The 23,367-nt window shown below is 53.1% G+C and carries 21 protein-coding genes; 20 read left to right on the top strand and 1 reads right to left on the bottom strand.

Features of this window, described 5'->3' with window-relative positions; genetic code table 11:
* Positions 1 to 14: 14 nt before the first annotated feature.
* From GTO89_RS10730 to GTO89_RS10655, 16 genes are all read left to right on the top strand, one after another.
* Positions 15 to 308: an EscU/YscU/HrcU family type III secretion system export apparatus switch protein gene (locus GTO89_RS10730; protein ID WP_161262079.1), complete on the top strand. Its 294-nt coding sequence runs from the start codon at positions 15 to 17 to the stop codon at positions 306 to 308.
* A gap of 255 nt (positions 309 to 563) precedes the next feature.
* Positions 564 to 920 (top strand): NADH-quinone oxidoreductase subunit A, encoded by a 357-nt coding sequence (locus GTO89_RS10725; RefSeq protein ID WP_161262078.1) that lies wholly within the window; start codon positions 564 to 566, stop codon positions 918 to 920.
* Positions 911 to 1,438, top strand: a complete 528-nt coding sequence (locus GTO89_RS10720; RefSeq protein WP_161262077.1) for an NADH-quinone oxidoreductase subunit B — start codon at positions 911 to 913, stop codon at positions 1,436 to 1,438. The genes GTO89_RS10725 and GTO89_RS10720 overlap by 10 nt, the downstream gene beginning before the upstream one ends.
* Positions 1,428 to 1,892 carry an NADH-quinone oxidoreductase subunit C gene (locus GTO89_RS10715; protein ID WP_235920403.1) on the top strand — a complete coding sequence of 155 codons (465 nt, stop codon included), beginning with the start codon at positions 1,428 to 1,430 and terminating at the stop codon, positions 1,890 to 1,892. Before GTO89_RS10720 ends, GTO89_RS10715 begins: the two co-directional genes overlap by 11 nt.
* A 13-nt stretch (positions 1,893 to 1,905) precedes the next feature.
* Positions 1,906 to 3,000: an NADH-quinone oxidoreductase subunit D gene (locus GTO89_RS10710; RefSeq protein WP_161262076.1), complete on the top strand. Its 1,095-nt coding sequence runs from the start codon at positions 1,906 to 1,908 to the stop codon at positions 2,998 to 3,000.
* A gap of 21 nt (positions 3,001 to 3,021) precedes the next feature.
* Complete coding sequence (nuoH, locus tag GTO89_RS10705) at positions 3,022 to 4,098, top strand: NADH-quinone oxidoreductase subunit NuoH (RefSeq protein ID WP_161262075.1); 1,077 nt, start codon at positions 3,022 to 3,024, stop codon at positions 4,096 to 4,098.
* Between the two features lie 3 nt (positions 4,099 to 4,101).
* Positions 4,102 to 4,545 carry a NuoI/complex I 23 kDa subunit family protein gene (locus GTO89_RS10700; protein WP_161262074.1) on the top strand — a complete coding sequence of 148 codons (444 nt, stop codon included), beginning with the start codon at positions 4,102 to 4,104 and terminating at the stop codon, positions 4,543 to 4,545.
* A 7-nt stretch (positions 4,546 to 4,552) separates the two neighbouring features.
* On the top strand, positions 4,553 to 5,065 hold the full coding sequence (locus tag GTO89_RS10695; RefSeq protein WP_161262073.1) for an NADH-quinone oxidoreductase subunit J family protein: 513 nt from the start codon (positions 4,553 to 4,555) through the stop codon (positions 5,063 to 5,065).
* An 8-nt stretch (positions 5,066 to 5,073) separates the two neighbouring features.
* A complete protein-coding gene (gene nuoK / locus GTO89_RS10690; protein ID WP_161262158.1) occupies positions 5,074 to 5,397 on the top strand; it encodes an NADH-quinone oxidoreductase subunit NuoK in 324 nt (107 codons plus the stop codon).
* A gap of 49 nt (positions 5,398 to 5,446) precedes the next feature.
* On the top strand, positions 5,447 to 7,363 hold the full coding sequence (nuoL, locus tag GTO89_RS10685) for an NADH-quinone oxidoreductase subunit L (RefSeq protein ID WP_161262072.1): 1,917 nt from the start codon (positions 5,447 to 5,449) through the stop codon (positions 7,361 to 7,363).
* On the top strand, positions 7,364 to 8,881 hold the full coding sequence (locus GTO89_RS10680; RefSeq protein WP_161262071.1) for a complex I subunit 4 family protein: 1,518 nt from the start codon (positions 7,364 to 7,366) through the stop codon (positions 8,879 to 8,881).
* A gap of 1 nt (position 8,882) precedes the next feature.
* On the top strand, positions 8,883 to 10,301 hold the full coding sequence (locus GTO89_RS10675) for an NADH-quinone oxidoreductase subunit N (protein ID WP_161262070.1): 1,419 nt from the start codon (positions 8,883 to 8,885) through the stop codon (positions 10,299 to 10,301).
* Positions 10,302 to 10,642: 341 nt separating this feature from the next.
* Positions 10,643 to 10,768: an AgrD family cyclic lactone autoinducer peptide gene (locus tag GTO89_RS10670; RefSeq protein WP_328793903.1), complete on the top strand. Its 126-nt coding sequence runs from the start codon at positions 10,643 to 10,645 to the stop codon at positions 10,766 to 10,768.
* A 158-nt stretch (positions 10,769 to 10,926) separates the two neighbouring features.
* A complete protein-coding gene (locus tag GTO89_RS10665) occupies positions 10,927 to 11,547 on the top strand; it encodes an accessory gene regulator ArgB-like protein (RefSeq protein ID WP_161262069.1) in 621 nt (206 codons plus the stop codon).
* Between the two features lie 12 nt (positions 11,548 to 11,559).
* Positions 11,560 to 12,954 (top strand): sensor histidine kinase, encoded by a 1,395-nt coding sequence (locus tag GTO89_RS10660; protein ID WP_161262068.1) that lies wholly within the window; start codon positions 11,560 to 11,562, stop codon positions 12,952 to 12,954.
* 30 nt (positions 12,955 to 12,984) lie between these two features.
* Entirely contained in the window at positions 12,985 to 13,344 is a 360-nt protein-coding gene (locus GTO89_RS10655) for a YraN family protein (RefSeq protein WP_161262067.1), read from the top strand.
* A gap of 95 nt (positions 13,345 to 13,439) precedes the next feature.
* On the opposite strand, the gene GTO89_RS10650 is transcribed toward GTO89_RS10655, so the two are convergent.
* Complete coding sequence (locus GTO89_RS10650; RefSeq protein WP_161262066.1) at positions 13,440 to 15,032, bottom strand: YifB family Mg chelatase-like AAA ATPase; 1,593 nt, start codon at positions 15,030 to 15,032, stop codon at positions 13,440 to 13,442.
* Positions 15,033 to 15,503: 471 nt separating this feature from the next.
* Between GTO89_RS10650 and cas7g the strand changes: the two genes are divergently transcribed.
* From cas7g to GTO89_RS10630, 4 genes are read left to right on the top strand one after another with little or no spacing between them, the layout of a single operon-like run.
* Positions 15,504 to 16,808, top strand: a complete 1,305-nt coding sequence (cas7g, locus tag GTO89_RS10645; protein ID WP_161262065.1) for a type I-G CRISPR-associated RAMP protein Csb1/Cas7g — start codon at positions 15,504 to 15,506, stop codon at positions 16,806 to 16,808.
* The gene (csb2, locus tag GTO89_RS10640) at positions 16,808 to 18,385 is read left to right on the top strand and encodes a type I-G CRISPR-associated protein Csb2 (protein ID WP_161262064.1); all 1,578 of its coding nucleotides are present in this window, start codon (positions 16,808 to 16,810) and stop codon (positions 18,383 to 18,385) included. Before cas7g ends, csb2 begins: the two co-directional genes overlap by 1 nt.
* Complete coding sequence (gene cas3g / locus GTO89_RS10635; protein ID WP_161262063.1) at positions 18,360 to 21,425, top strand: type I-G CRISPR-associated helicase/endonuclease Cas3g; 3,066 nt, start codon at positions 18,360 to 18,362, stop codon at positions 21,423 to 21,425. Before csb2 ends, cas3g begins: the two co-directional genes overlap by 26 nt.
* Complete coding sequence (locus tag GTO89_RS10630) at positions 21,422 to 22,333, top strand: type I-G CRISPR-associated protein, Cas3-extension family (protein WP_161262062.1); 912 nt, start codon at positions 21,422 to 21,424, stop codon at positions 22,331 to 22,333. Before cas3g ends, GTO89_RS10630 begins: the two co-directional genes overlap by 4 nt.
* The last annotated feature ends 1,034 nt before the right edge of the window (positions 22,334 to 23,367 follow it).

Raw genomic sequence — 23,367 nt, 5'->3', positions numbered from 1 at the left:
GGGGAGGGTCATCGATGGATGGGTCGGCAAAGAAGCCTGTGAAAGCAGAGGAGGCGGCGGTGGCCCTGCGTTTCGATCCTTCCGAGGATGTGGCGCCGAAGGTGATTGCCACCGGCAAGGGGCATCTCGCCCGCAGGATCCTGGAGATCGCCCGTGAGAAGGAGATCCCCGTTTACGAGGACCCCACCCTGATCCAACTGTTGTCGAAGCTGGACCTTGGCGCAGAGGTCCCTCCCGAATTGTATCGAATGGTGGCGGAAGTGCTGGCTTTCGTCTATCGATTGGACAAAGGCATGGCCAAGGGGTAGGGCCAACAGGGTTCCGTGAGAAGATTCTTAATCATGCCAAAGATCGGTTTCCTCGATGTATACATGGACAGGATCGGCTTTTTGCATTAATATGTACAGGGAACGTCAATGCTATGTTAAAGGTGCATTGATTTTTGCCATTTTCTCTGAAATGGAAGGGATTTGTCCCAAAATGCAGAATATAATCGTTTTGGGAATCCGCTTCTTTGGGTGACCCTTTATCCATAGAAATCCCAAGGGAAGGAGGGAACAAGATTGTTGAAGGAATACTTGGGCATCAGTTTGTTCCTGGCCGCTGGTTTGATCATTCCCTTCCTCGCCTTTGCCGTCTCCCGGTTGCTCCAGCCCCGCAGTAACAGCCCCATGAAGGGGGATCCCTATGAGTGCGGTATGGAAACCATCGGCGAAACGTGGATCCAGTTCAAGTCCAACTATTTTCTCTATGCCTTGGTCTTCGTGGCCTTTGACGTAGAGACCGTATTCCTCTATCCCTGGGCCGTTAAATTCCAGCAACTGGGCGCCTTCGCGATTGTGGAGATGTTTATCTTCATCACCATTCTCGTCGTCGGTTTCTGGTATGCCTGGAAGGAAGGAGCTTTGGAATGGAAATAGACAAAAACATCGATACCCTCAATGATGGGCAAGTCGATGAACTGATCAAGAAAAACATCATCATGACCAGCCTGGAATCGGTCTTCAACTGGGCCCGCGGCAGCTCTCTCTGGCCTTTGTCCTCCGGTTTGGCCTGTTGCGCCATTGAGATGATGGCAACCGGCGCCAGCCGGTTCGACATGTCCCGTTTCGGCTATGAGGTTTTCCGTCCTTCTCCCCGGCAAGCGGACTTGATCATCATCGCCGGCACTTTGACCTGGAAGATGGCGCCGGCCATCAAGCGGCTCTACGAACAGATGCCGGAACCGAAATGGATCATCGCCATGGGCTCTTGCGCCTGCACCGGCGGTCCTTTCGCCGACTCCTATGCGGTTGTGCCCGGTGTGGACAAGGTCATCCCTGTCGATGTCTATGTGCCGGGATGCCCGCCGCGGCCCGAGGCGCTCCTTGACGGATTCCTGAAGTTAAAGGAGAAAATTCAAAACCCGACCAAAGTGGGGTTGAAGCATGGCAAATAATCTATTGGATCAGTTCAGCCAGGATGATCTGGCGGCACGGCTGCAGGCAGAAGTGGAAGTCACCGGAGAAGGAGTAAGCCGTGCCGTTGTTGTGCCCAAGGAACAACTGCTGATGGTGATGGAAAAATTGCTCCGTGAACCGGACTTCGCCTTTGACATGCTTTCCGATCTGACCGCCGTTGACCGGAAGGATGCCGGCTTTGAAATTGTCTACCAGCTCTTTTCGCTGAAACACCGCTGTGACCTGCGCGTCAAGACGCGGACCTCGGCGGAAGAGGCTGAGGCGCCTACTGTGACCGGTATCTGGCCGGGCGCCGACTGGATGGAGCGAGAGGTGTTTGACCTGATGGGGGTCACTTTTGCCGGACACCCCAACATGACGCGGCTGTTGCTGCCGGACGAGTTCGAAGGGCATCCTTTGCGTAAAGACTTCAAGCTCCAACCAAGAGCGTAGGGTGGTGAAATCCTTGCAAACACAAACGTATGAACTGAACTTTGGTCCGCAGCACCCCTCGACCCACGGTGTCTTGCGGGTTGTCCTGGAACTGGACGGCGAGACCGTCGTCAAGGCCACGCCGGTGATCGGCTACCTCCATCGCGGGATCGAAAAGATCTGTGAAAACCGGACCTATGTGCAGACGATTCCCTTCACCGATCGGTTGGACTACCTGGCCGGCATGGGGAACAACCTGGGCATCTCCCAAGCCATCGAAAAACTGATGGGCGTTGAGGTGCCTGAACGGGCCGAGTATATCCGTGTCATCATGTGTGAGTTGTCTCGGATCGCTTCCCACATGATCTGTTGCGGCAGTCTCGTCCAAGACCTCGGCGGTGTGACCGGCTTTGTCTTCTTTATCCGTGACCGCGAAGACATCCTGGAACTGTTTAACCGGGCTTGCGGCGCCCGGATGACCTTCAACTATATCCGTCCCGGCGGCGTCGCCCAGGATCTGCCTGAAGGCTGGGTGGCGCAGTGCCGTCGTTTCCTCGCCGACTTCAAAGGCATGATGGATACCTATCACAAGCTGGTTGTGGGCAACGAGATCTTCCAGCTCCGGATGAAAGGGATAGCGCCCCTCAGCGCCGAGCGGGCCATCGCCATGTCGGCCACCGGCGGTGTTCTCCGGGCCAGCGGTGTCGATTATGACGTCCGCAAGGCCGACCCCTATGGGATCTATGACCGCTTTGACTTCAAGGTTCCTTTGGGAAGCAAAGGCGACAACTGGGACCGCTTCATGGTCCGGATGGAAGAGATGGAGCAGTCGGCGCGGATCATCGAACAGGCGCTCGATCAGTTGCCCGAGGGACCCATCATGGCCAAAGTTCCCAAGGCCATCAAGCCGCCTGCCGGTGAGGTCTATCACCGGATCGAGAACGCGAAAGGCGAGATCGGATTCTATGTCGTCAGCGACGGTACGTTGAAACCCTATCGCTGGCACGCCCGCCGCGCCGCCATGGTCAATCTCCAACTCATGGACGAACTCTGCCGCGGCTTCAAAATCGGTGACGTCGTCGCCATCCTGGGCACCCTCGATCCGGTGCTGGGTGAGGTAGACTGTTGATGCAAGGTGGGAGACGATGTGATGACTGACCAAAATATTTTTATGACGATCAGCGCCTTCCTGCGGTCCCTTCTCGGACCCTTGCTGGGAAATGACCTCACCGATATGACCATGTACGGTGTGGGGCTGCTGGGCGTTATCATTTTTATCTTCACCAACGCCGTTGTCCTGGTGTTGATGGAACGGAAAGTGGCCGCCTTCATGCAATCCCGTCTCGGACCCAACCGGGTTGGCCCTTGGGGCCTCTTGCAGACGGTGGCGGACACGCTGAAGCTGCTCGTCAAGGAAGACTACAAGCCTCGCGAAGTCGATACCTGGGTCTGGGCGTTGGGGCCGGCATTGCTGTTCATCCCCGCCATCGGCGCTTACGCCGTCATCCCCTTCGACTATCAAGCGGTTCCTGTTGACCTCAACATCGGCATTTTTTACTTCATCGCCCTTTCGTCACTGTCAACGCTGCCCTTTTTGATGGCCGGTTGGGGCTCCAACAATAAGTACTCCTTGATTGGCGGCATGCGCTCGGTGGCGCAGATGATCAGCTATGAGGTGCCCCTGATCTTTTCACTGATCGGTGTCATCATGCTGGTCGGCTCGATGCAGATGTCTTCCATCGTGGAAGCGCAGCATCGCATCTGGTTCGTCTTCCTGCAGCCGGTGGCCTTCCTGATTTACGTGATCGCGGCGACGGCGGAAACGAACCGGACGCCCTTCGACCTTGTCGAGTGCGAAGGGGAGATCATCGCCGGTCCCTTCACGGAATACTCGGGGATGCGCTGGGCCATGTTCTTCCTGGCCGAGTACGCCAACCTTGTCGCTGTCTCGGCTATCGCGACGACCCTGTTCCTCGGCGGTTGGCAACCCCTGCCGCTGCCGGGCGCGCTGGGCGACCTGATGGCGTTCATCCCGGGCTGGGCCTGGTTTGCCGCGAAGACCTATTTCATGATCTTCATCTTCATGTGGTTCCGCTGGACCTTCCCGCGCTTCCGGGTGGACCAACTGATGGCCTTCGGCTGGAAAGTCTTGATTCCCCTGTCGCTGGCGAACATCCTGGTCACCGGGGTGGGGATCTATCTCTACCGCATGGCGATAGGAGGGTAATCGATGCAGGGTAAAGGTTTGCTCACTGGCATGTGGGTCACCCTAAAGGAATTTTTCCGCAAAAAAGTGACCGAAGAGTACCCCGATGTGATGCCTGACTTGGGCGATCGCTTCCGGGGAGGCACACTGAAGTTGAAGCCAAGCAAGTGCATCTCCTGCGGGATCTGCATGAACGCTTGCCCCAACGGGTCGATCAAACTGACCAGTGTCAAGGATGAAAACAACAAACGCAAGTTGACCACCTATGTCCATGATGCCGGGTTGTGCCTCTTTTGCAACCTCTGCATCGATGCCTGTCCGGTGAAATGCATTGAATGGACAGGCGAGTTCGCCTTTTCAGGTTATACCCGGGAAGACCTGATCTTCGACTGCATCGACCTCGCCCGCAAGCGCGGCTATGATCCTGTCGAGGTCAAGGAACCCCCGGCAGACGGGGAAAAGGGGTGATGGGCCGATGGTAAATGAATGGATCTATGCGGGCGCTTTTTATGGATTCGCCTCTTTGACTCTCCTGTCGGCCGCCGGAGTGGTCTTCCTCAAGGACATCGTCCACTCAGCCCTGTTGCTGGCTGCGTCCTTTATCGGCGTCGCCGGCCTCTATGTCCTGTTGAATGCCGACTTTTTGGCGGCCGTGCAGGTGCTCGTTTACGGCGGCGCCGTGGCGATCCTGATCGCTTTCGGCGTTATGCTCACGCGGCGACCGAACATGAAAGAAACGAACGCCAACAACCGCTGGGTTGTCTGGGGCGCTTTCACCGCCGTTTTGACCTTTGCTGTCTGCGGCTGGGCGCTTGCCTTCACTCCCTTTAAGCCGGTCGATGGAACAGCGGCGCAGGTTTCGGCCATTGATGGGATCGCCACGCAACTTCTAGGGGACTTTGTGGTGCCCTTTGAAGCGGCAGCCATTCTGTTGACGGTTGCCTTGGTCGGCGCCATCATCCTAGCGAAGGGGGCGAAGGAAGCGTGACCAACCCCATGGCTTTAGTGGCTCCTGTAGGACTGACCCATTTTCTGTTGCTCGGTACGGCGCTCTTCTGCCTCGGGCTGTACGGCGTCTTTGTCAAACGCAACGCTATCGCCCTGTTGATGGGTATTGAACTGATGCTGAACGCGGTGAACATCAACCTCATCGCCTTCAACAAGTTTATCGCCCCGGCCAATTTCACTGGACAGGTCTTTTCCATCTTTGTCATCGTCGTGGCGGCGGCTGAGGTGGCCGTCGGGCTCGCCCTTGTGATCAGCATTTACAGGGATCGCGCCACCACCAGCGTGGATGACCTCGATTGGCTCAAATGGTAGGCTGAGTGCAACAGCGACAACCGGAAAGTAAGGTAGGTGTGGCAAAGGAATGGATTTTGCCCTGTTTAGTCTGAATAATGCCTGGCTGATTCCGCTGCTGCCTTTTTTGGCCTTTGTGCTGATCGCGTTTGCCTTCAAAAACATGGAGAAAACTGCATCCACGACGGCCATCCTCTTCTGCGGCGTCTCCTTTTTGCTCGCGCTGGGCGTCGTCGCAGGGGTCTTGCAGCATCCGGAATTGATTGAACATCCCTTCGTCAAAGAGGCTCGCTGGTTTTCCATGCCGGGTCTGAGCATCACCATGGGCCAGTATATCGACCCCATCTCGGCGATGATGCTCTTTGTCGTCACCCTGGTGGCGACAATGGTCATGATCTACTCGACAGGGTACATGCAAGGCGACCCGGGCTATTCACGCTTCTTTGCGTATCTATCCCTCTTCGCCTGTTCCATGCTCGGGCTGGTCATCGCCACCAACCTCCTGCAGATGTTTATCTTCTGGGAGTTGGTCGGCCTCTGTTCGTATCTGCTCATCGGCTACTACTACTTTAAGGACTCGGCGCGGGAAGCGGCCAAAAAGGCCTTCATGACCACCCGGATCGGCGACTTTGGCCTGCTTCTGGGGATCATGTTTCTGCAGATCAACTTTGGCACCCTGGAGTTCACCGAACTGGCCGACAAGCTGCCGGCCTTTGCCGTGGCCCATCCGGGCCTGCTGACGATCATCGGCATCCTCGTCTTCATCGGACCTATCGGCAAATCGGGTCAGTTTCCCCTGCACGTCTGGCTTCCGGACGCCATGGAAGGCCCTTCGCCGGTGTCGGCCTTGATTCACGCCGCGACGATGGTCGTTGCCGGTGTGTACCTGGTGGCCCGTTCGTTCACGCTCTTCCAAGTCGCTCCTGAGGCGCAGCACTTTGTGGCCTATATCGGTGGGTTCACGGCCTTCTTCGCCGCATCGATCGCATTGACACAGCGGGAGATGAAGCGGATCCTGGCCTACTCGACGGTATCCCAGTTGGGCTACATGATGATGGCCCTCGGTGTGGGCAGTCTGACGGCGTCCATGTTCCACCTGATGACCCACGCTTTCTTCAAGGCCCTCATGTTCCTTGCCGCTGGCTCGGCGTTGCATGCCCTGCACGGCACGGCAGACATCTTTGAGATGGGTGGTCTGCGCAAGAAGATGCCCTGGACGGCGGCGTTCATGGTCATCGGCACGCTGGCCATCGCCGGCATCCCGCCCTTCGCCGGCTTCTGGTCGAAGGATGAGATCCTGCTGATGACAAAGCTGCACGGCTTCACCGGCCTCTATGTATTGGCCTCGCTGACGGCGTTCATGACCGCCTTCTACATGTCGCGGATGGTCTTCGTGGCCTTCTTCGGCAAAGAGAACCCCCACAACCATCCTCATGAATCGCCCTGGAACATGCTTCTGCCCATGAGCGTCCTGGCTGTATTGGCCGTTGTGGGCGGGCTTGTCGGAACGCCTTGGACGGAGCACGGTTTCGGTTACTATGTCCGTTACGGTGAATTGCATCATGCCGAAGTCGATTGGTCGGTCATGGGCGGTTCTGTCGTCCTGGCTGTGGGCGGCATCAGCCTCGCCTGGGCCATCTACGGCGCCAAGCTGATCGACAACGAGAAGCTGGCCCAACGGGCCGGTTTCCTCTACACCCTGTCGTACCGCAAGTTCTTCATCGATGAGATCTACCAGTGGATCAACAAGGTGATCGTCGACGGCACGGGCCGGGTGCTCTACTGGGTTGACATTCATATTGTCGACGGTTTCATCGATGGCCTTGCCGACAGCACCGGATGGGCTGGACGGACTTTGCGCCGCGTCCAGACAGGTCAGGTGCAGCATTACGCCATGATCTTCTTCTTCACCGTCGTCCTGGTTGCAGTCATAATGGGCCTGATGGGGAATCACTCCGCCATGGCCTTGATCGGAGGTGGAAAGTAAATGGGCTTCCCTTTGCTGACCATCGCGCTGTTGGCGCCGATCATCGGAGCCTTGGTGCTGGTGTTCGTACCGCAGGATGAGCATAAGACGATCAAGTGGATTTCGGCCTTTTCGATGGCTGTCTCCCTGATTCTCACCCTGTACGCCTATTTCACCTATGATTTTGCCCTTGGGGGCATGCAATTCAAAGAAGATGTCGTCTGGGTCAGGGAACTGGGCGTCACCTACGCCATGGGCGTGGACGGCCTGTCGCTGCCCATGCTGCTGCTGACCAACCTGATCGGCTTCAGCGCCATCTTTGCCTCTTGGAACCAAGAAAAACGGCCGAAGGTCTTCTTTGTCCTGTTGCTCCTGCTGATCGCCGGGGTTATGGGGACCTTCATCAGCCGCGACCTGTTCATCTTCTTCCTCTTCTACGAAGTGGTGGTCATCCCCATCTATATCATGGTGATCATCTGGGGTTCCAGCAAACGGGTCACCAAAGAGTATGCGGGCATGAAGCTGACCATCTACCTGCTCGTCGGTTCGGCCTTTCTGCTCGTCGGCGTCATCGCCATCTACTTGAACGCCTTCCCGCCGGGAGAGCGCACCTTCTTGATGGAAAAGCTGGCAATGGCGAACTACAGCGATTCTTTCCAGATCTTCGCCTTCTTCTTGCTCACCGTCGGCTTTGGTTCGCTGCTCTCCATGTTTCCCTTCCACTCCTGGTCGCCTGACGGCTATGCCGGCGCGCCGACGGCTGTCTCGATGATCCACGCCGGCGTCTTGAAAAAGATCGGCGGCTACGGCCTGATCCGCCTGGGTCTGCTGACCCTGCCGGTGGGCGCCAAGTTTTGGGCGCCGGTGATCGCCTTCCTGGCGGTGGCCAACGTGGCCTATGCGGCCATGATCGCCCTGGCCCAGAAGGACCTCAAGTATGTCGTCGGTTACTCTTCGGTGAGTCATATGGGCTATGTGTTGATCGGCCTGGCGGCGTTGAACGTCATCGGCATCAACGGCGCCGTCGCCAATATGTTTGCTCACGGCGTCATGTCGGCCCTCTTCTTCGCCATGATCGGTCACCTCTACGAAAAAACCCATACCCGTTGGATTCCCGACATGGGCGGTCTGGCACATCAGATGCCCCGAGTGGCCATCGGCTTTATGATGGCCGGCATGGCTTCACTCGGTCTGCCCGGTCTGATCTCCTTCATCCCTGAGTTCACCATCTTCGTCGGCTCCTTCTCGGTCTATCAGGTTCTGGCCATCATCGCCATCTCCGGCATCATCATCACCGCCCTTTACACGCTGCGGATGATTGCAGATGTGCTCTTTGGACCTCGTCGTTCCGAGTTCGACCATCTTCAGGACGCCAAAGGAGCGGAATTGGTGCCGCTGTTCGTCCTCGGATCTGTCCTCGTCCTGGGCGGGTTCTTCCCGCACCTGTTGATGGACATGGTCAATTCCGGCGTCGAGCCGCTGGTGGCGGCCTTCCTGGCCAAAGTGGGCGCCGCCCCCATGATCGGAGGTGGCTTCTAAGATGAATCTCAGCTTGCTCACTACGGAAATGTTGACAGCCTTGCTGGCCATCGGCATCCTGGCGATGGGCCTGCTCAACCGGAAAAAGGACAGCCACCGCGGCGTCGCCTATGCGACTCTCTTTGGTCTGCTGGGCATACTCGTGGTCACCTTTTTCCAATATGGCATCAACACGACGACCTTCCACCAGCTCTGGATCATGGATGACTACTCCGTTTTCATGAAGGAGCTCTTTCTCGTCGCCGCCATCCTCGTTACCTTGTCATCCATCGATTATGTGGACAGTTTGCCTCGCTTTCGCACGGAGTTCTACTCACTGCTCGTCTTCGCCACCCTGGGCATGATGATCATGGCTTCTGCGAATGACCTGATCACCGTTTATGTCGGCATGGAACTGATGACGATCACCTTTTTCGTCCTCGTCGCCTACATTCTCGGTGATGGACGTTCCTCGGAAGCGGGTGTCAAGTACCTGATCCTCGGCGGCGCCTCTTCAGCGGTGCTGCTCTACGGCATGAGCCTCCTTTACGGCCTGACAGGGACGACGGTCATACCGGACCTGCTCGTCCGGCTCACCTGGAGCCCGGCCCTCGTCATCGCAGTCGTGGCCCTGATCGCCGGTTTCGGATTCAAAATCTCGGCCGTTCCTTTCCACATGTGGTCGCCCGATATCTACGAAGGCGCCCCGACACCGGTCACAGGCTTCCTGGCGGTGGCCTCCAAGGCTGCTGGTTTTGCTGCGCTGGTGCGTGTGTTCATTGATGGCCTTCCGCTGAAAGGCGGCGCTGATTGGCTGACCATCATCTCCGTTCTGGCGGCCATCACCATGGTCATCGGCAACGTCGTCGCTATCCCCCAGACCAACATCAAGCGCATGCTGGCCTATTCATCGGTCGCCCAGGCCGGTTACCTTCTGGTCGGTCTGATGTCGACAGACGCTCCTGGCGTGAAAGGCATTCTTTTTTACGCCATGCTCTATGTGGTCGCCAACATGGGCGCTTTTGCAGTCGCCACAGTGGTCGGCCGGGCTATCGGATCCGATGAGATTCCCGATTACGCCGGTCTATCGCAACGACAGCCCCTCCTGGCGTCGGTGATGACGATCAGCCTGCTCTCCCTGGCAGGCATCCCGCCCCTCGCCGGCTTTGTCGGCAAGTTGTACCTCTTCGCCGCCATCATGGACAAGGGTGTGCTCTGGCCGGCTTTCCTCGGCTTCGTCATGTCCATGATCTCGGTGTATTACTACTTGAACGTGGCGCTCTACATCTGGCGCGATGAGCCGAAAGACGATCGGCCAATTCCGGTCTCTGGTTCGATGAAGGTGACGGTGATCTTCTCGCTGGTTGTCACCGTTATCCTGGGCATTTATCCGGGACCTTTGGCGGAAGTGGCCACCGTGGCCGCCAAGTCGCTTTTCTGAGTCGTAAAAAAGGTTTGGGCTTATGGGAATTCGATAAGAGGGTGCAATATCCGGAAAGGATGGTGCACCCTCTTTTTCTTTTCCATGATTCCGTTTGCGAAAAAACACATTTGATGTAAGTTACTGTTTTAACTTGCCAAAAAAGTAAAGGGGAGAGGAGGATTTTGTAATTGCATGAAGAAATATGGTAGTGGATTGAAACTTGCCTAAGTTCAACCAATATTAAATTAAACAAAAGAGTTGTTTATCTGGACATTCGCTGATGAGAAGCGAATCAAGCAAAAAAGCTCCCGAGATCCCAACAAACCTCAGACCAATTAAAAAGATGGGAGGTGATACATGTGAAAAAGGCAGGTCTGATCAGTGCCGTTGCTGCTTTGCTGACATTGCTGGCTAACCTCGGTATCGCGTCTGCATGCGCCTATTCCGGATACCAACCGGAAGTTCCTGCTGCCCTGAAAAAATAAGTTTTTGAATCAACGAGGGGATCTCGGGGGCTTTTTTATATTGTTCATTTCGGCCATTCGCCCTCTCGTTGTCCTGTTTTCCGAAGATAAAACAGGACAGGATGACAAGATGAGACGTGATAATACGCTAATCTCGATTGAAACGGTGGGGTACTCGTATGGACGCCATCTACCGCCGCTGGGCGCTTCGAATCGCTGAAATGAATGGGGATGCCGAAGGACAGTGGGAAGTGTACTTATATGCGCTCCGGTTTTGGGTGAGCACGGCCATTAACTTCGCCTTGCTGTTAGCCCTTGGATGGTTATTTGATTGCATATCCCTCATCATTGCTGCCACTGCCGGCATCAGCCTATTCCGGGCCTTCGCCGGCGGCGCCCATCACCACAGGGCTGAGGTTTGTTCGGCCATGACGATGTTTGTCATGGCGGCAATCGTCATCGTCGCCCGGATGCCGATCCCGGTGGAAATGGTGACGGCAGTCTTTTTTCCTATCCTCCTGCTCGCTTTCTGGTCTGTCTATCGGTATGCGCCGGCGGATACGCCGAACAAACCGATCGTTGGGGAGGAACGGGCGCATTTTCGACGACTCTCATATATCATCGTCACCCTATTGGCGTTAGCCTTTAGTGGATTTTTGGCTCTTGGCTTTACCGGTATCGTACTTGCAGGCGCGCTCGGCATGCTATGGCAATCCTTTTCGATGACCCCTCACGGGTACTCCTTCTCTCATGCCATTGATGACGTTGTCGAGAAGGTGACAACGACGTCGATAAAATAGGAGGGTTGCACCATGGGGGATGTCAGGGTGCTTGTTTTTTACATGATTTTCGAACCGGGTTTTATCCTTTACTTAGGCATGACACTGCTGGGTATGACAGCGCCCTGGCCTCGGTTGTTTCAGTTTTCTTTTATTGCGGGATGTCTGATTTGGGTGGAGCGTTGCTTCCTGGTTCGAGATTATTTTGTGTTTCATTTGCTCGCTGCTCTCCTGATCACCATTATAGCGGGCTGGCTCGTGATGCGAATATCCCTTATCTCGGCTATATCCTTGGTGTTGCTAGGCTATACGTTTTTAGTAATTTCTGAAATCATCGTATCGTCAGCTTTATTATTATTCGGATTTGATTTGATTCGATTTTTTCAAGATCCCTTGTACCATGTAGCCTACGGTTGGCTTCTGTTACTAACAATGGCTGGCATAACCGTGATCATTCATCGCGTCAAAAAGTGGACTGAACAATACATCGATGGGAAAGCAAGGCAGGGATTTCCGGATTTCGATCAGATGATGGAAAAAAGCCTGTTAATAGTGACCGTATTGTTTGCTTCTATGGCTATTGTTCAGGTGTATTTTTATATCTGTACGACTGATTGGAAAGATTATTTCAAGCTCCTTAAATTGCATACCGTTAATTTTGAACAGTTTTACAGTTTATTAAGTCTTTTGTTGTTATCGGCTGTCTTGTTTTTCATTAAAAATATTCAATCTATTTCCTCCATTGCTCGCGAAAGCCTGGAACTGAAAAAAGATTTGGAAAGTTCGCGGATGCTTGTCAAACAGTACCGCTCGAACCAGCATGAGTTTCTGAATCATCTGCAGGTGATCTTTGGCTTTATCCAGATCAATCGCCCGGAAAAAGCCCTGGAGTATATCAAGGAGTATGACGTCCGTTACCGCCAAGGGATTAAACTTGAAAAAATCGCCCGGCCAGAGGTTGGCGCGATCATTATAAGCAAGATGAGTTCTGCCATGGGAGAGGGTACGAAGTTTTCAACGATCATCCGAGATGATCTGCGCCTGCTGCCGCTCACTGTCGCGGAAGCGGTATCTTTTTTGGGGAATCTTCTACAGAACGCCTTGGAGGCCGTCCAGCGGTTGGAAGAGCAGGAGCGACACATTGAGATCGAATTTGACCGGATCGGTGAAGAAATCATGCTCCGTGTCGCCAACAGCGGTCCTCCCATTCCGCCGGAAAATATCAGCCAAATGTTTGAGTATGGGTTTTCAACGAAAGGAGAGCTAGGTTCCGGCATCGGCTTGTCGTTAATCAAGTCTATCGTGGATCGATATAATGGGAAGATCGATGTGGATAGCAATGAAAAGCGGACGACGTTCACTGTTTACCTGCCCCAGTCTCGAAGACTTGATGCTGTGACCAGTCCCAATGCGACTGTCGCAGGGTAATACAGGACACGCGTAGGTGGGATGATTGAAATGGACCGGATTCGTCTGGGGCGGTGGGGAGAAGACTGGGCATTGCAACACCTCTTGAAACTGGGGTGGTCCCTTATCTGCCGGAATTACAGGACGCCCCGCGGTGAAATCGACCTTATCCTCCGAGAGTCGAACTGGATTGTCTTTGTCGAGGTTCGGACCCGTTCGTCAGAACGATTTGGGAGGGGAGAAGAGACGATCGACTACCGCAAGCGCCGGCGACTGATGGCGACGGCGGGTCACTTTTTGGGCGCCTATGAGGGACCTCCGGCGAACCCGCGATTCGATCTGATCAGTATTTTGCGTGACGATAAAGGGGGCTATTCGTTGCATCATATTCGGGGGATGTTTACCCCGTAAGGTATTTGCGGTTTCTTGTTTTGGCAGGCTGAGTGAGCCTGCTTTTTTTGTTTTATGTGGTATTTAAATTAACGAGAGAGTGGGGGGCGCTGACGTTACAATCGAAATCGCAACGCTTCTGCCAGGTGATTCTTTTCAATCCTTTCTGAAGCTTCGAGGTCAGCGATCGTCCGGGCAACTTTGAGGATACGGTGCAACCCTCGACCGCTCAATCCGAGGCGCCGGTATGCCTGTGTCAGCAGCGCCTCGCTTTCACCGTCGAGTTCTGTAACTTGTTTCAAAACCCCCGCATCCAAATGAGCGTTACAGACTGTCCGTTGATTCGGCGACAACAGCCGATTGCGCTGCCACTGCCGCCTCCGCGCGTCAATCACCCGATTCAAGACCGTTTCCGAATTCTCCTCTGCTGTCGACGGTTCCTTCGTTGAATCGAAGAGATCGCTGTAGGATGGACGGTTTACAGCCACCTGCAGATCCATGCGATCCCACAAGGGTCCGGAAATCCGGTTGCGATAGCGCTCCACTGATATAGGAGAGCAGATGCACTCCTTTTCAGGATTGCCGAGATGACCGCAGGGACAGGGATTCATGGCGGCCACAAGCATCAGTCGAGCGGGGAAAGTGACGGCGCCGCCCTGGCGAGCAATGGTCACCTGCCCGTCTTCCAATGGCTGGCGCAGCGCCTCCAGCGCTTCCCGGGAAAACTCCGGCCACTCGTCCATAAACAGAACGCCGTTGTGGGCCAAACTGATCTCGCCAGGCCGGGGCGGTCGTCCCCCGCCAACCAGGGCGGCCAGTGTCGTATAATGGTGGGGCGTCCGAAAGGGTCGATTGTCCATCCAGCCGACTCCCTCGGGCAGCGCGCCGGCGACAGAATAGATCATCGTCGTTTCCATGGCCTCTTCATCGGTCATTGGCGGCAGGATACCGGGCAGACAGCGGGCCAACATCGTTTTCCCCGTTCCCGGCGCTCCGATGAGGACCAAATTGTGTCCGCCGGCGGCGGCGATCTCTACGGCTCGTTTGGCGACAGGCTGTCCGCGAACGGAGTTTAAATTGGGGATGAATGAGGACAAATCTCTCTTGGTCTGTGCTGTAATCAACTCTTTTATGTCTCTCGTTGAACCGTTTTGAATCGGACTGTTCAAGGATTCAACGACCATTTTTAAATGAATGGAACCGTACGCCTGAATGCCGGTAACACGGGATGCCTCAGCAAGGTTAGCCTCTGGTACAAATAGTTTCACAGAAGAGTTGAGCTGATTTGCCGATGTTGCATCCGATTTTTTATGGGGTTTTCGAGCCAATCCGCGAGCCATGGCCAATACGCCGCTTACTGGACGAATCGCGCCGTCGAGCGCCAGTTCTCCTACAAGAAACCAATCGTGGAGACAGCCGGCATCGATTTGACCCGTTGCCGCGAGGATACCGACAGCAATAGGCACATCCAGTCCAGACCCGTCCTTGCGCACATCTGCAGGCGCCAAGTTCACAGTGATCCGTCGCAAGGGAAATTCATAACCGCTATTGCGCAAAGCCGAACGAACTCGCTCCCGTGCTTCCCGCACCGCCGTAGCAGGCAATCCCACAAGGTCGAAGGCCGGCAGTCCGTTGGCGACATCGACCTCAACTTCGATCGTTTGCGCACTCAGTCCTTCCAAGACAACGCTTTGGACGCGGGCTAGCAAGGCAAAACCTCCAAACATTTTGTTCTGTTCAATCAGCGGTTATGAATCGTTTTCGACACAAACAAACTATCTTCCTTTATTTTACTAAAAAGGTATTATACAAATTATCGCTTTCAGGTGTATGCACGCGACTAGGTCCTGGAAAAGGACAAACCAGGTGATTGAGCCACCGGGTTGGGTAGACGCCAGGGGGGAAATCTCCTGGTAAAAGATGATCTATTGCATGTACACCAGGAAGAAACTGTAGATATTCCTGTTTTGGTATAGGCGCATGAATACAATGGTAGACTGAATATCCAAAGTTCCATTGTGAAAACGAGAGGTAAAAAATGTTTACTTGGAGTTTTTTCAAGTATGAGTTATGATTGAAAATGGAAGCAAAATGCTCTGACTGAAAAAATCCCCTTGCAATCATGAGCGTAGCAAAATAGTTGATACTCACTAAATTGAAATCTATTTAGGAGGGTAACTATGAGCAACGAAACACACGTAACATCGCTGACCCTTGAAACCATTGAAAAGGCGTTGCAAGGAAGCGCTGTTGCGCTTCGGTCGATAACAGGATATCAGCCGGCAGGCGGCCAAGGTGACAAAGTCTTCCCGCCGACTTATGAAGGCGGTGCCTATGCTTGGGAAGAGCGTATTCTTGATGGTGTTAGGGTTAAATGTGTTCTTTTGGACTCCGTCCAATCTCAAGCGAATCGGATGGAGTTGGAGATATACGATGCCTGGGAAAGCGGCGATTTAAACGTTCCAGTGATTACGGTTGCCTTTGACGATGAGGAATTACATAAGAGATTTACGGTCTCTAGCCTCCATGCGCCACACCGTTTAGCGGACGCACTTCTTCGAGATAGTGAAATAAATGGTAAACCGTTCAAGGAGACCGAGATAGGAAAAGCCCTTCGGTCATCCGATCCCAGCCATGCTACTCAGATTTTCCGTTATTGTCCGACGGCTTTGCTTTTTGGCATGTGGCATTCAACGGAACTGGAAAAGAATACGCTCGGAGTTAAATTTGCCAGAGCGATCGTATCTGAGATAATCGGCATTGATGCTGTTCCGGGGGTAAAGACCGGCAGCCGTCTCGATCCCGCGGGGATAACCAAAAGCAGCGGACCCATTTTCAAAGCTGTAGACGGCGGATGGACGTTAGACGAGACGAAGGCCGTAAAGGAGAAAGATAAGCCGGTACTTTGGGAAAAAGAAGGTTCTGATAAAGCCGAAAAGGGAACCCCGGCGATGATTAACCATGGCAACATTCCTCCCTCCATTTCGGTAATTGAGAAGGGGGAGCCGGGAGGCGTCTCCATTCGCAAAGCTGAGCAGACAACAGTAATATCATTGCCAGCACTGCGGCGCTTGCGCTTTCCTTTGGATGGGGAACTGCGTTCCCGGCCAGAAGTGGACGTAGCAGCACGAACTGTATTGGCGGCATTGGCGCTGTTTGCGGCTACAGGGATCCGAGAGCGGGGCGCCGATTTGCGGTCACGCTGCCTTTTGGTTTCCACAACAACGTTTGAGTGGGAACTCTTGGACAAGCCTATGGAAGAACCCAAGCGATATACGCTCACTCGTTCGGAGGCATTGCAACTGCTTCATGACGCGATAGCAAAAGCCAAGGATGTTGGAATTCGTTGGAAGGAAGAAGAAATCGTATTCAATCCTTCTGATGAATTGATGGAGCTTGTTAAACGCAGTCAGAATGTGGTTAGTACACACAAAAACGATGGCAAGAAAACTGCAAAGACAAAGAGAAGCAGCGGTGAAGCCTAATGTTTGCCATCGGTATTCACTATCTTAACGGTTGGGCGGCTGCAACGAACCCATCCAACTGGGACAGAGCAGAATGGCCACCTCATCCTGACCGTCTGTTTATGGCCCTCGTTTCAGCCCATTTTGAAACTGGTGAAGAATCAATTGAACGGGATTCACTTTTATGGTTGGAGTCACTGACTTATCCCGCAATCCATGCATCCGGCGCCGTAGAGCGTCAGATGGCTGTTCCAGGTAGTTCGATTCGTAATTTTACTGGTGTCAGAGCCGTAACAAAATATGTTCCCGTAAACGACACCCCCAAGAAGCCAGAGCGATTGAAATTGCTTCCCGAATTGCGAGAAAAACGGGGGCGCACATTCCCTGTCGTGATTCCGGAGAGCCCGTTTGTTTATTTCATCTGGGCAGATGCACAGCCAACTGAAGAAATTGAGGCTGGACTTGCTCAACTTTGCGCCAAGGTTGCCTATCTGGGTCACTCCACATCTTTAGTCCAAGTATGGGTAGAAAAAGCACCACCAAAACCTTCTCTAGTCCCGACGAAACAACGTGGAGACGTTCGCTTGCGGGTCTTTGGAGAGGGTCGACTTGGCCGACTAATTCACTTGTATGACTCGGGACCAATCCGCCCGTCGGCAAACTTGTGGTGTAGCTATCGGCAAGCGGTTGAGGAAAAGGAGACAGAATACATAGCATCGACTGCGTTCGATGAGAACATCATCATATTGCGGAAGATATCTGGTCCATTGATTGGAATTGAATCAGCTTTAACCGTCTGCCGATTTCTGCGTGATACCGTCCTAAAACTGGCAACTCAGCCAATCCCGGAATGGTTGTCCGGTCATGGACCGGATGGCTCACCCAGTCGACACATCCACGCGGCTTTTTTTCCCCTACCGCATGTGGGTTTTCAGTATTCCGATGGCCATCTGATAGGGCTGGGTATTGCGTTACCTAAATCGGTTGATCCGGAAGAGGTTAGACAGGTGTTATCCTCCGTTTTCTACGATGCCACTTGGTATCCGCGGAAAATACAACTGGTCATGGGCCGGTTAGGTGAATGGAATCTGGTCTTAGATAACTTGGAGAGTCGACCGACGGCCCTACAACCTTGGCTGTGGACGGGCTCTGGAACTAAACAAAAAACCGATACATGGGCAACTGTCACGCCAATCACATTACATCGGCATCTCAAGCTCACGGCTGAGGAAAAGGCGTTGCTTGCATCAGAGGAAGAGCCACGGCGAACGACCATCCGACAAAAAATGTTGAACAGGAAATGTGAAGAATTAATCCGGCAAGCATGCCGGTTTGTTGGGATTCCCGAACCAGTTACAATTCAATTGATGAAGACATCGGTATTCGCTGGTGTTCCTCATATTAAGCAATATCCCTTGCTGGAGCGACGTCCCGGCGAACAGCTTCCGCACACGCATGCCATATTGAAGTTTCCCTGCCCGGTTCGAGGTCCTCTTTTGCTAGGAGCGGGACTCCATCGCGGGTACGGCCTTTGCCGACCTTGGTTTGGGATGAAAAGGGAGGAGGGTGACGATGACCCTCGACCTGGTCGAGTTTGATGCTTACTTTGAGGCGCTGCATGGGTATCTGCCCTTTCCATGGCAACGCCGATTATTTGAACACATCGCTGAACATGACCGTTGGCCGGAATCCATTGCAATACCTACAGGCTTGGGGAAGACCGCTTGTATTGACATCGCTGTTTTTTCTTTAGCCCATCTTTGGTCCAAGGGAAATTTGACACTTCCCCGGCGAATCTTTTATGTAGTCGACCGACGAATCATCGTCGACGAAGCTTTCGAACGGGCTAAAAAGCTGGCCACAATGCTTGAGAATGCCCATGACGGTATTCTCAAAGAGACGGCTGAACGACTTCGCGCTTTAGCAGGGGCAGAGGCAATTGAGACGTCAATGGCGCCGATCGCCTGCTTTGAACTGCGGGGCGGCATTTATCGTGATGATGGATGGGCCAGGAATCCGGCGCAGGTGACGATCATCTGCACCACTGTAGATCAGTATGGTTCCCGGTTATTATTCCGGAGTTACGGGAATTCGCCGAGGGTATGGCCCATTCACGCGGGGTTGGCGGCGAATGACAGTCTTGTCTTACTCGACGAAGCACATTGCGCCCAACCGTTTTTAGAAACGTTGGACAAAATCAGGCTTTATCGCGAGTGGGCGGAACAGCCCCTTCAAAATCGGTTCGACGTTGTGTCTTTGACTGCGACACCCCGTCAAGAGATCAGTGAAGAAGAAGTATTTAAGCTTACATTGGAGGACAAAAACCACCCCGTCATTCAGAAAAGGATAGCGAATAGGAAGCTTATTGAACTGAGCGATGGGAAAACGGTTTCTCCGAAGGATAGAACCAAAGCCTTTGGGGAGTTTGCGCTGCAGTTGGTTGCCAGATGTGAGGCCGACCAAGGAAGGCATCCGGCGGTTGCGGTTTTTGTCAATCAGGTACAGACGGCCTTTGATGTTTACAAGTGGCTCGAAAAAAAGCGGGATGAAGGAAAAGAAAAGGGCCGCCGGAAGAGCATACTCATTGATTATGAACTGGTGCTGCTTACTGGTCGTATGCGCCCCTTTGATCGAGAGGTTTTCGTACAGCCTTGGTTGGATCGGCTCCGCTCAGACCGATCGGAAAAACGCAAATTGGCTCGGGCAATTATCGTCGTAACCACCCAGTGCCTCGAAATAGGCGCTGACTTGGACTTTGATGCACTGGTTAGCGAGAATGCCAGCATTGATGCGTTGATCCAACGATTTGGCCGACTGAATCGGTTAGGTCATTGGCCAACAGCTTTTGGCGCCATACTCAAAACCAACCAGAAAGATGAGGATTCTGTATTCTTGGATCCCGTCTATGGAGTTGCCGCAGAAAACACGTGGCTGTGGCTCTGGGCGAATGCGGATAATGGGATTATCGATTTTAGTGTACAGGCGATACAGGAAAAAATTTGGTCTACACCTCCTAAAGACGTTGAAAACTTACGGATGCCCACGGCCCACGCGGCGGTTCTTCTACCGGCCCACATGGATCATCTTGTTCAGACGAATCCTTGCCCACACCCGGAGATGGAGATCAGTTATTTCCTGCACGGCATCGGGAAAAGGACGACAGACGTACAAGTTTGCTGGCGGTTAGATCTGGGGAATGAAGATATCGGGAAATGGATGGACATACTTTCTCTTTGCCCCCCGGCTGTAGCGGAGTTTATGTCGGTTCCCTTGCACCGCTTCCGTAAATGGCTGACCCGGCAGAAACTTGTTGGCTCCGATTGTGACATTGAAGGTGTCGGAGGGGAAGACAACAAGGATAGCCGAATGATGCCGAGGAGACAGAAGATGCTCCCGGTGCTTCGGTGGATGGGACCAGAAGAGAGTGAGTTCATTCAGAACCCAGATCGGATTCGTCCCGGTGATGTCCTTGTGGTTCCAGGCCTGGAAGGATGGAGCGAGCTTGGCTACATACCTGAAGATGCTTTGCTTGTGAGCCAAACGGAAAGGGATAAAGAAAGCAGGCCTGTTGGAGAGTGCCTACATGCTTTAGTCGATGTGGGGGATTTCGCCCACAAGAAGGCACGCGGATCTTCTGTCCTCCGCCTGCACCCTGCGATGATTGGTTTGTGGCCCGAATGCCCGGAAAGGGAAGCACTATTCACAGCTTGGACAGAAGAAGCTTTACCCGATGCCGATTTAGTGGCGGAACTCTTACAAGGGATTATGCAAACCATTGAGATGAACATGCAATTCAAGGAGTCGGTTGGATTTCGTCATCTCGCAGATAGCATCAAGGGATTGTTGAAGTGGAAGTTTCAGGTGTTTCGTCACCCCGACAAGGGGATTGTGATTGTCTCAAAGCGTAAAGATAGTGTCCGGGCAAGCAGGGAGACATTCTCGTCGAATGACGATATGGCTTCTGCTACCGTACCAGTTTCGTTGACAGAGCATTCTGTTGGCGTGGCGCGAAAGGCGAGAAAGGCAGCAGAAACTTGCCAGCTTGGGGAAGAGATCGTCCAAACGTTAGAGATGGCGGGTTATTGGCACGATGCCGGTAAAGCGGATCTGCGCTTTCAATCATTATTGTGCGGCGGAAACCGCTTGGCATTAGTGGGCGCTGTTCTGGCCAAGTCAGACCATGTTCCAAAGACCTTTCGGGAGAGAAGAAACGCTTTTCTTAGAAGCGGTCTTCCGGGAGGATTTCGCCACGAAGTTCTATCTTGCCAGCTGATTGAACACGTGGAAAAACAACCAGAGCATAATTCCGATCCAGAACTGGTGAAGCATCTCGTTTGTACCCATCACGGTTTTTGCAGGCCAATGGCGCCCTTTGTCCATGATGAATTGCATCCAGCTATCAAATTTGAAATCGAACAATTGAAAGCCTCGCTGTCTTCTGAAGAACGAGGCGAATGGATTCATGCACATCGGTTGGATAGCGGCCTTCCAGAGCGATTCTGGCGCATGATTCAACGCTACGGATGGTGGGGAATTGCATATCTAGAAGCCATATTTCGCCTGGCGGACCATCGAGAGAGCGAAGAAGAGGAAAAGATTCGCACAGGGCGTGGGGAAGGGGGAAGGGGAGTCGAATGAGCGGCAAATCTCAACAATTGATAGCAAGGGGCCTTGAGGGTTCGAACCCACTTGCTTTTTTAGCCTCCTTAGGGCTTTTTCGTACCCTTCACCGGATGTACCCCGAAAAAAACGTAAAGATGCACTGGGAAGTTGTAAACTGTGCGTGGCGCCCGGTTTATTCTGGGATAGACTATTCTTCTCGGGAAGAACTAATGGTTTATCTGCATGATAAGCTTCTAGAGACGCAGTTTGTTTTATCGGAAAAGCTCGGGGATTCATTGAAAATAACTCCTGATGATTTTCGTTGTTACGCACATGAAGGGCTGCATTTTCAAGACACTGATAAGTTACCCTTCGCCGTTGCATTTGGATCAGAGGCAAAGGGGCGGGAACTCATCCAAACGCAGCTGTGCTTTTTGAACGGCACCGGACATCAGTATTTTATTCGGACTATCGAAAACCTGATTAAAGTTGCAACTACGGACCAATTAAATAAGGCTATTTTTGAACAGTGGATGTACGATGATACAGGAAAAAATATCTCGCTACGATGGGATCCAATCGATGACCGGAGATACGCATTGCGTTGGTCAGACCCCTCCACTGAAGACATACGAACTGAGATAGGCGCGAATCGATTAGCCATCGAAGCATTACCGTTATTTCCAGTAATACCGGGAATGCGCTATTGTCTCACTACAGGTTTCTCGCGCCGAAAAAATGAGATTTGGTTTACCTGGCCAGTTTGGGAGGTGCCTATCAACATCCCCGTATGCAGAACACTACTGGCTATGAAGCATCTCCAAAATGAAGAGCCTTTACTAGAAAACCTTCAGGAGATAGGAGTTGTGGAAGTCTTTCGTAGTCAGCGGATTTCTGTTGGCCTATTTAAGTACACGAACTTTACTCCTGCTTGTTCAATGTAAGAAGCGAACCAAAAGTGATCATAAAAACCCTAGGAGGTTCGCGAAAGATGAAAAAGGCAGTAAATACTAGGGTTTCGGAACTTGGGAACTATGAACCAGTACTCTTAAATGAAGGAATTCTGTGGGGTTCGCGCAAATGGGGGCTGAATTCCTTGAATCATAAGGGTTTATCAGCCATAGCGATGCAACCGCATCGAAAGATGCGGCATCATTGAAGCACGGCGTTGTAGCGGATTGTTTCGTCATAAATCCGATGCAACCGCATCGAAAGATGCGGCATCATTGAAGCCTCATCGATCCAGCAGTCGAACCAGTCTCTTGCGTGATGCAACCGCATCGAAAGATGCGGCATCATTGAAGCCTGGGTGAGCTGGAAAAGGACTTTCAGCGTGAATGATGCAACCGCATCGAAAGATGCGGCATCATTGAAGCCGGGTAGCGACGGTATATTTTCCTGTCATTTTGGGATGCAACCGCATCGAAAGATGCGGCATCATTGAAGCATCAATGACAACTAAGCATTGACTTTCCTTCTTTGATGCAACCGCATCGAAAGATGCGGCATCATTGAAGCACCGCCTCCGCGACAACCTTCTCCTTCCGCCGCTGATGCAACCGCATCGAAAGATGCGGCATCATTGAAGCTTTGTGGAGAAAGATGCACTATCAAACGCCAGAAGGATGCAACCGCATCGAAAGATGCGGCACCATTGAAGCAGTTGGGTGTCGGGCTCTTTGTCGGTGCCAGCGATGACAATGCAACCGCATCGAGAGATGCGGCATCATTGAAGCAAGGTTCACCAGGTGTATGCCCGGCAGAACGCGGGTTGCAACCGCATCAAGAGATGCGGCATCATTGAAGCGAGACGGCCACAGGATGTCGCGTGGACCTGGAGCGCGTTGCAACCGCATCAAGAGATGCGGTATCATTGAAGCTTGATGCAGGAGCGCCTGTACATGGGGAGTGAAGAACGTTGCAACCGCACCGAGAGATGCGGCATCATTCAAGCGTGACCTGCTGGGCGAATATCTCT

Origin of the sequence: Heliomicrobium gestii, assembly GCF_009877435.1 — a bacterium.
Classification (GTDB): domain Bacteria; phylum Bacillota; class Desulfitobacteriia; order Heliobacteriales; family Heliobacteriaceae; genus Heliomicrobium; species Heliomicrobium gestii.
Note: the sequence above shows the minus strand (reverse complement) of the source record. Positions and strands in the feature narration are given on the sequence as shown.

Excerpts from the sequence above, each read along its gene's own strand:
- GTO89_RS10665 (WP_161262069.1), top strand. The coding sequence starts at position 10,927 with ATGGACGCCATCTACCGCCGCTGGGCGCTTCGAATCGCTGAAATGAAT.
- GTO89_RS10680 (WP_161262071.1), top strand. The coding sequence starts at position 7,364 with ATGGGCTTCCCTTTGCTGACCATCGCGCTGTTGGCGCCGATCATCGGA.
- GTO89_RS10720 (WP_161262077.1), top strand. The coding sequence starts at position 911 with ATGGAAATAGACAAAAACATCGATACCCTCAATGATGGGCAAGTCGAT.
- GTO89_RS10715 (WP_235920403.1), top strand. The coding sequence starts at position 1,428 with ATGGCAAATAATCTATTGGATCAGTTCAGCCAGGATGATCTGGCGGCA.
- GTO89_RS10700 (WP_161262074.1), top strand. The coding sequence starts at position 4,102 with ATGCAGGGTAAAGGTTTGCTCACTGGCATGTGGGTCACCCTAAAGGAA.
- nuoH (WP_161262075.1), top strand. The coding sequence starts at position 3,022 with ATGACTGACCAAAATATTTTTATGACGATCAGCGCCTTCCTGCGGTCC.
- GTO89_RS10675 (WP_161262070.1), top strand. The coding sequence starts at position 8,883 with ATGAATCTCAGCTTGCTCACTACGGAAATGTTGACAGCCTTGCTGGCC.
- cas7g (WP_161262065.1), top strand. The coding sequence starts at position 15,504 with ATGAGCAACGAAACACACGTAACATCGCTGACCCTTGAAACCATTGAA.
- csb2 (WP_161262064.1), top strand. The coding sequence starts at position 16,808 with ATGTTTGCCATCGGTATTCACTATCTTAACGGTTGGGCGGCTGCAACG.
- nuoL (WP_161262072.1), top strand. The coding sequence starts at position 5,447 with ATGGATTTTGCCCTGTTTAGTCTGAATAATGCCTGGCTGATTCCGCTG.
- GTO89_RS10695 (WP_161262073.1), top strand. The coding sequence starts at position 4,553 with ATGGTAAATGAATGGATCTATGCGGGCGCTTTTTATGGATTCGCCTCT.
- nuoK (WP_161262158.1), top strand. The coding sequence starts at position 5,074 with ATGGCTTTAGTGGCTCCTGTAGGACTGACCCATTTTCTGTTGCTCGGT.
- GTO89_RS10660 (WP_161262068.1), top strand. The coding sequence starts at position 11,560 with ATGGGGGATGTCAGGGTGCTTGTTTTTTACATGATTTTCGAACCGGGT.
- cas3g (WP_161262063.1), top strand. The coding sequence starts at position 18,360 with ATGACCCTCGACCTGGTCGAGTTTGATGCTTACTTTGAGGCGCTGCAT.
- GTO89_RS10730 (WP_161262079.1), top strand. The coding sequence starts at position 15 with ATGGATGGGTCGGCAAAGAAGCCTGTGAAAGCAGAGGAGGCGGCGGTG.
- GTO89_RS10630 (WP_161262062.1), top strand. The coding sequence starts at position 21,422 with ATGAGCGGCAAATCTCAACAATTGATAGCAAGGGGCCTTGAGGGTTCG.
- GTO89_RS10655 (WP_161262067.1), top strand. The coding sequence starts at position 12,985 with ATGGACCGGATTCGTCTGGGGCGGTGGGGAGAAGACTGGGCATTGCAA.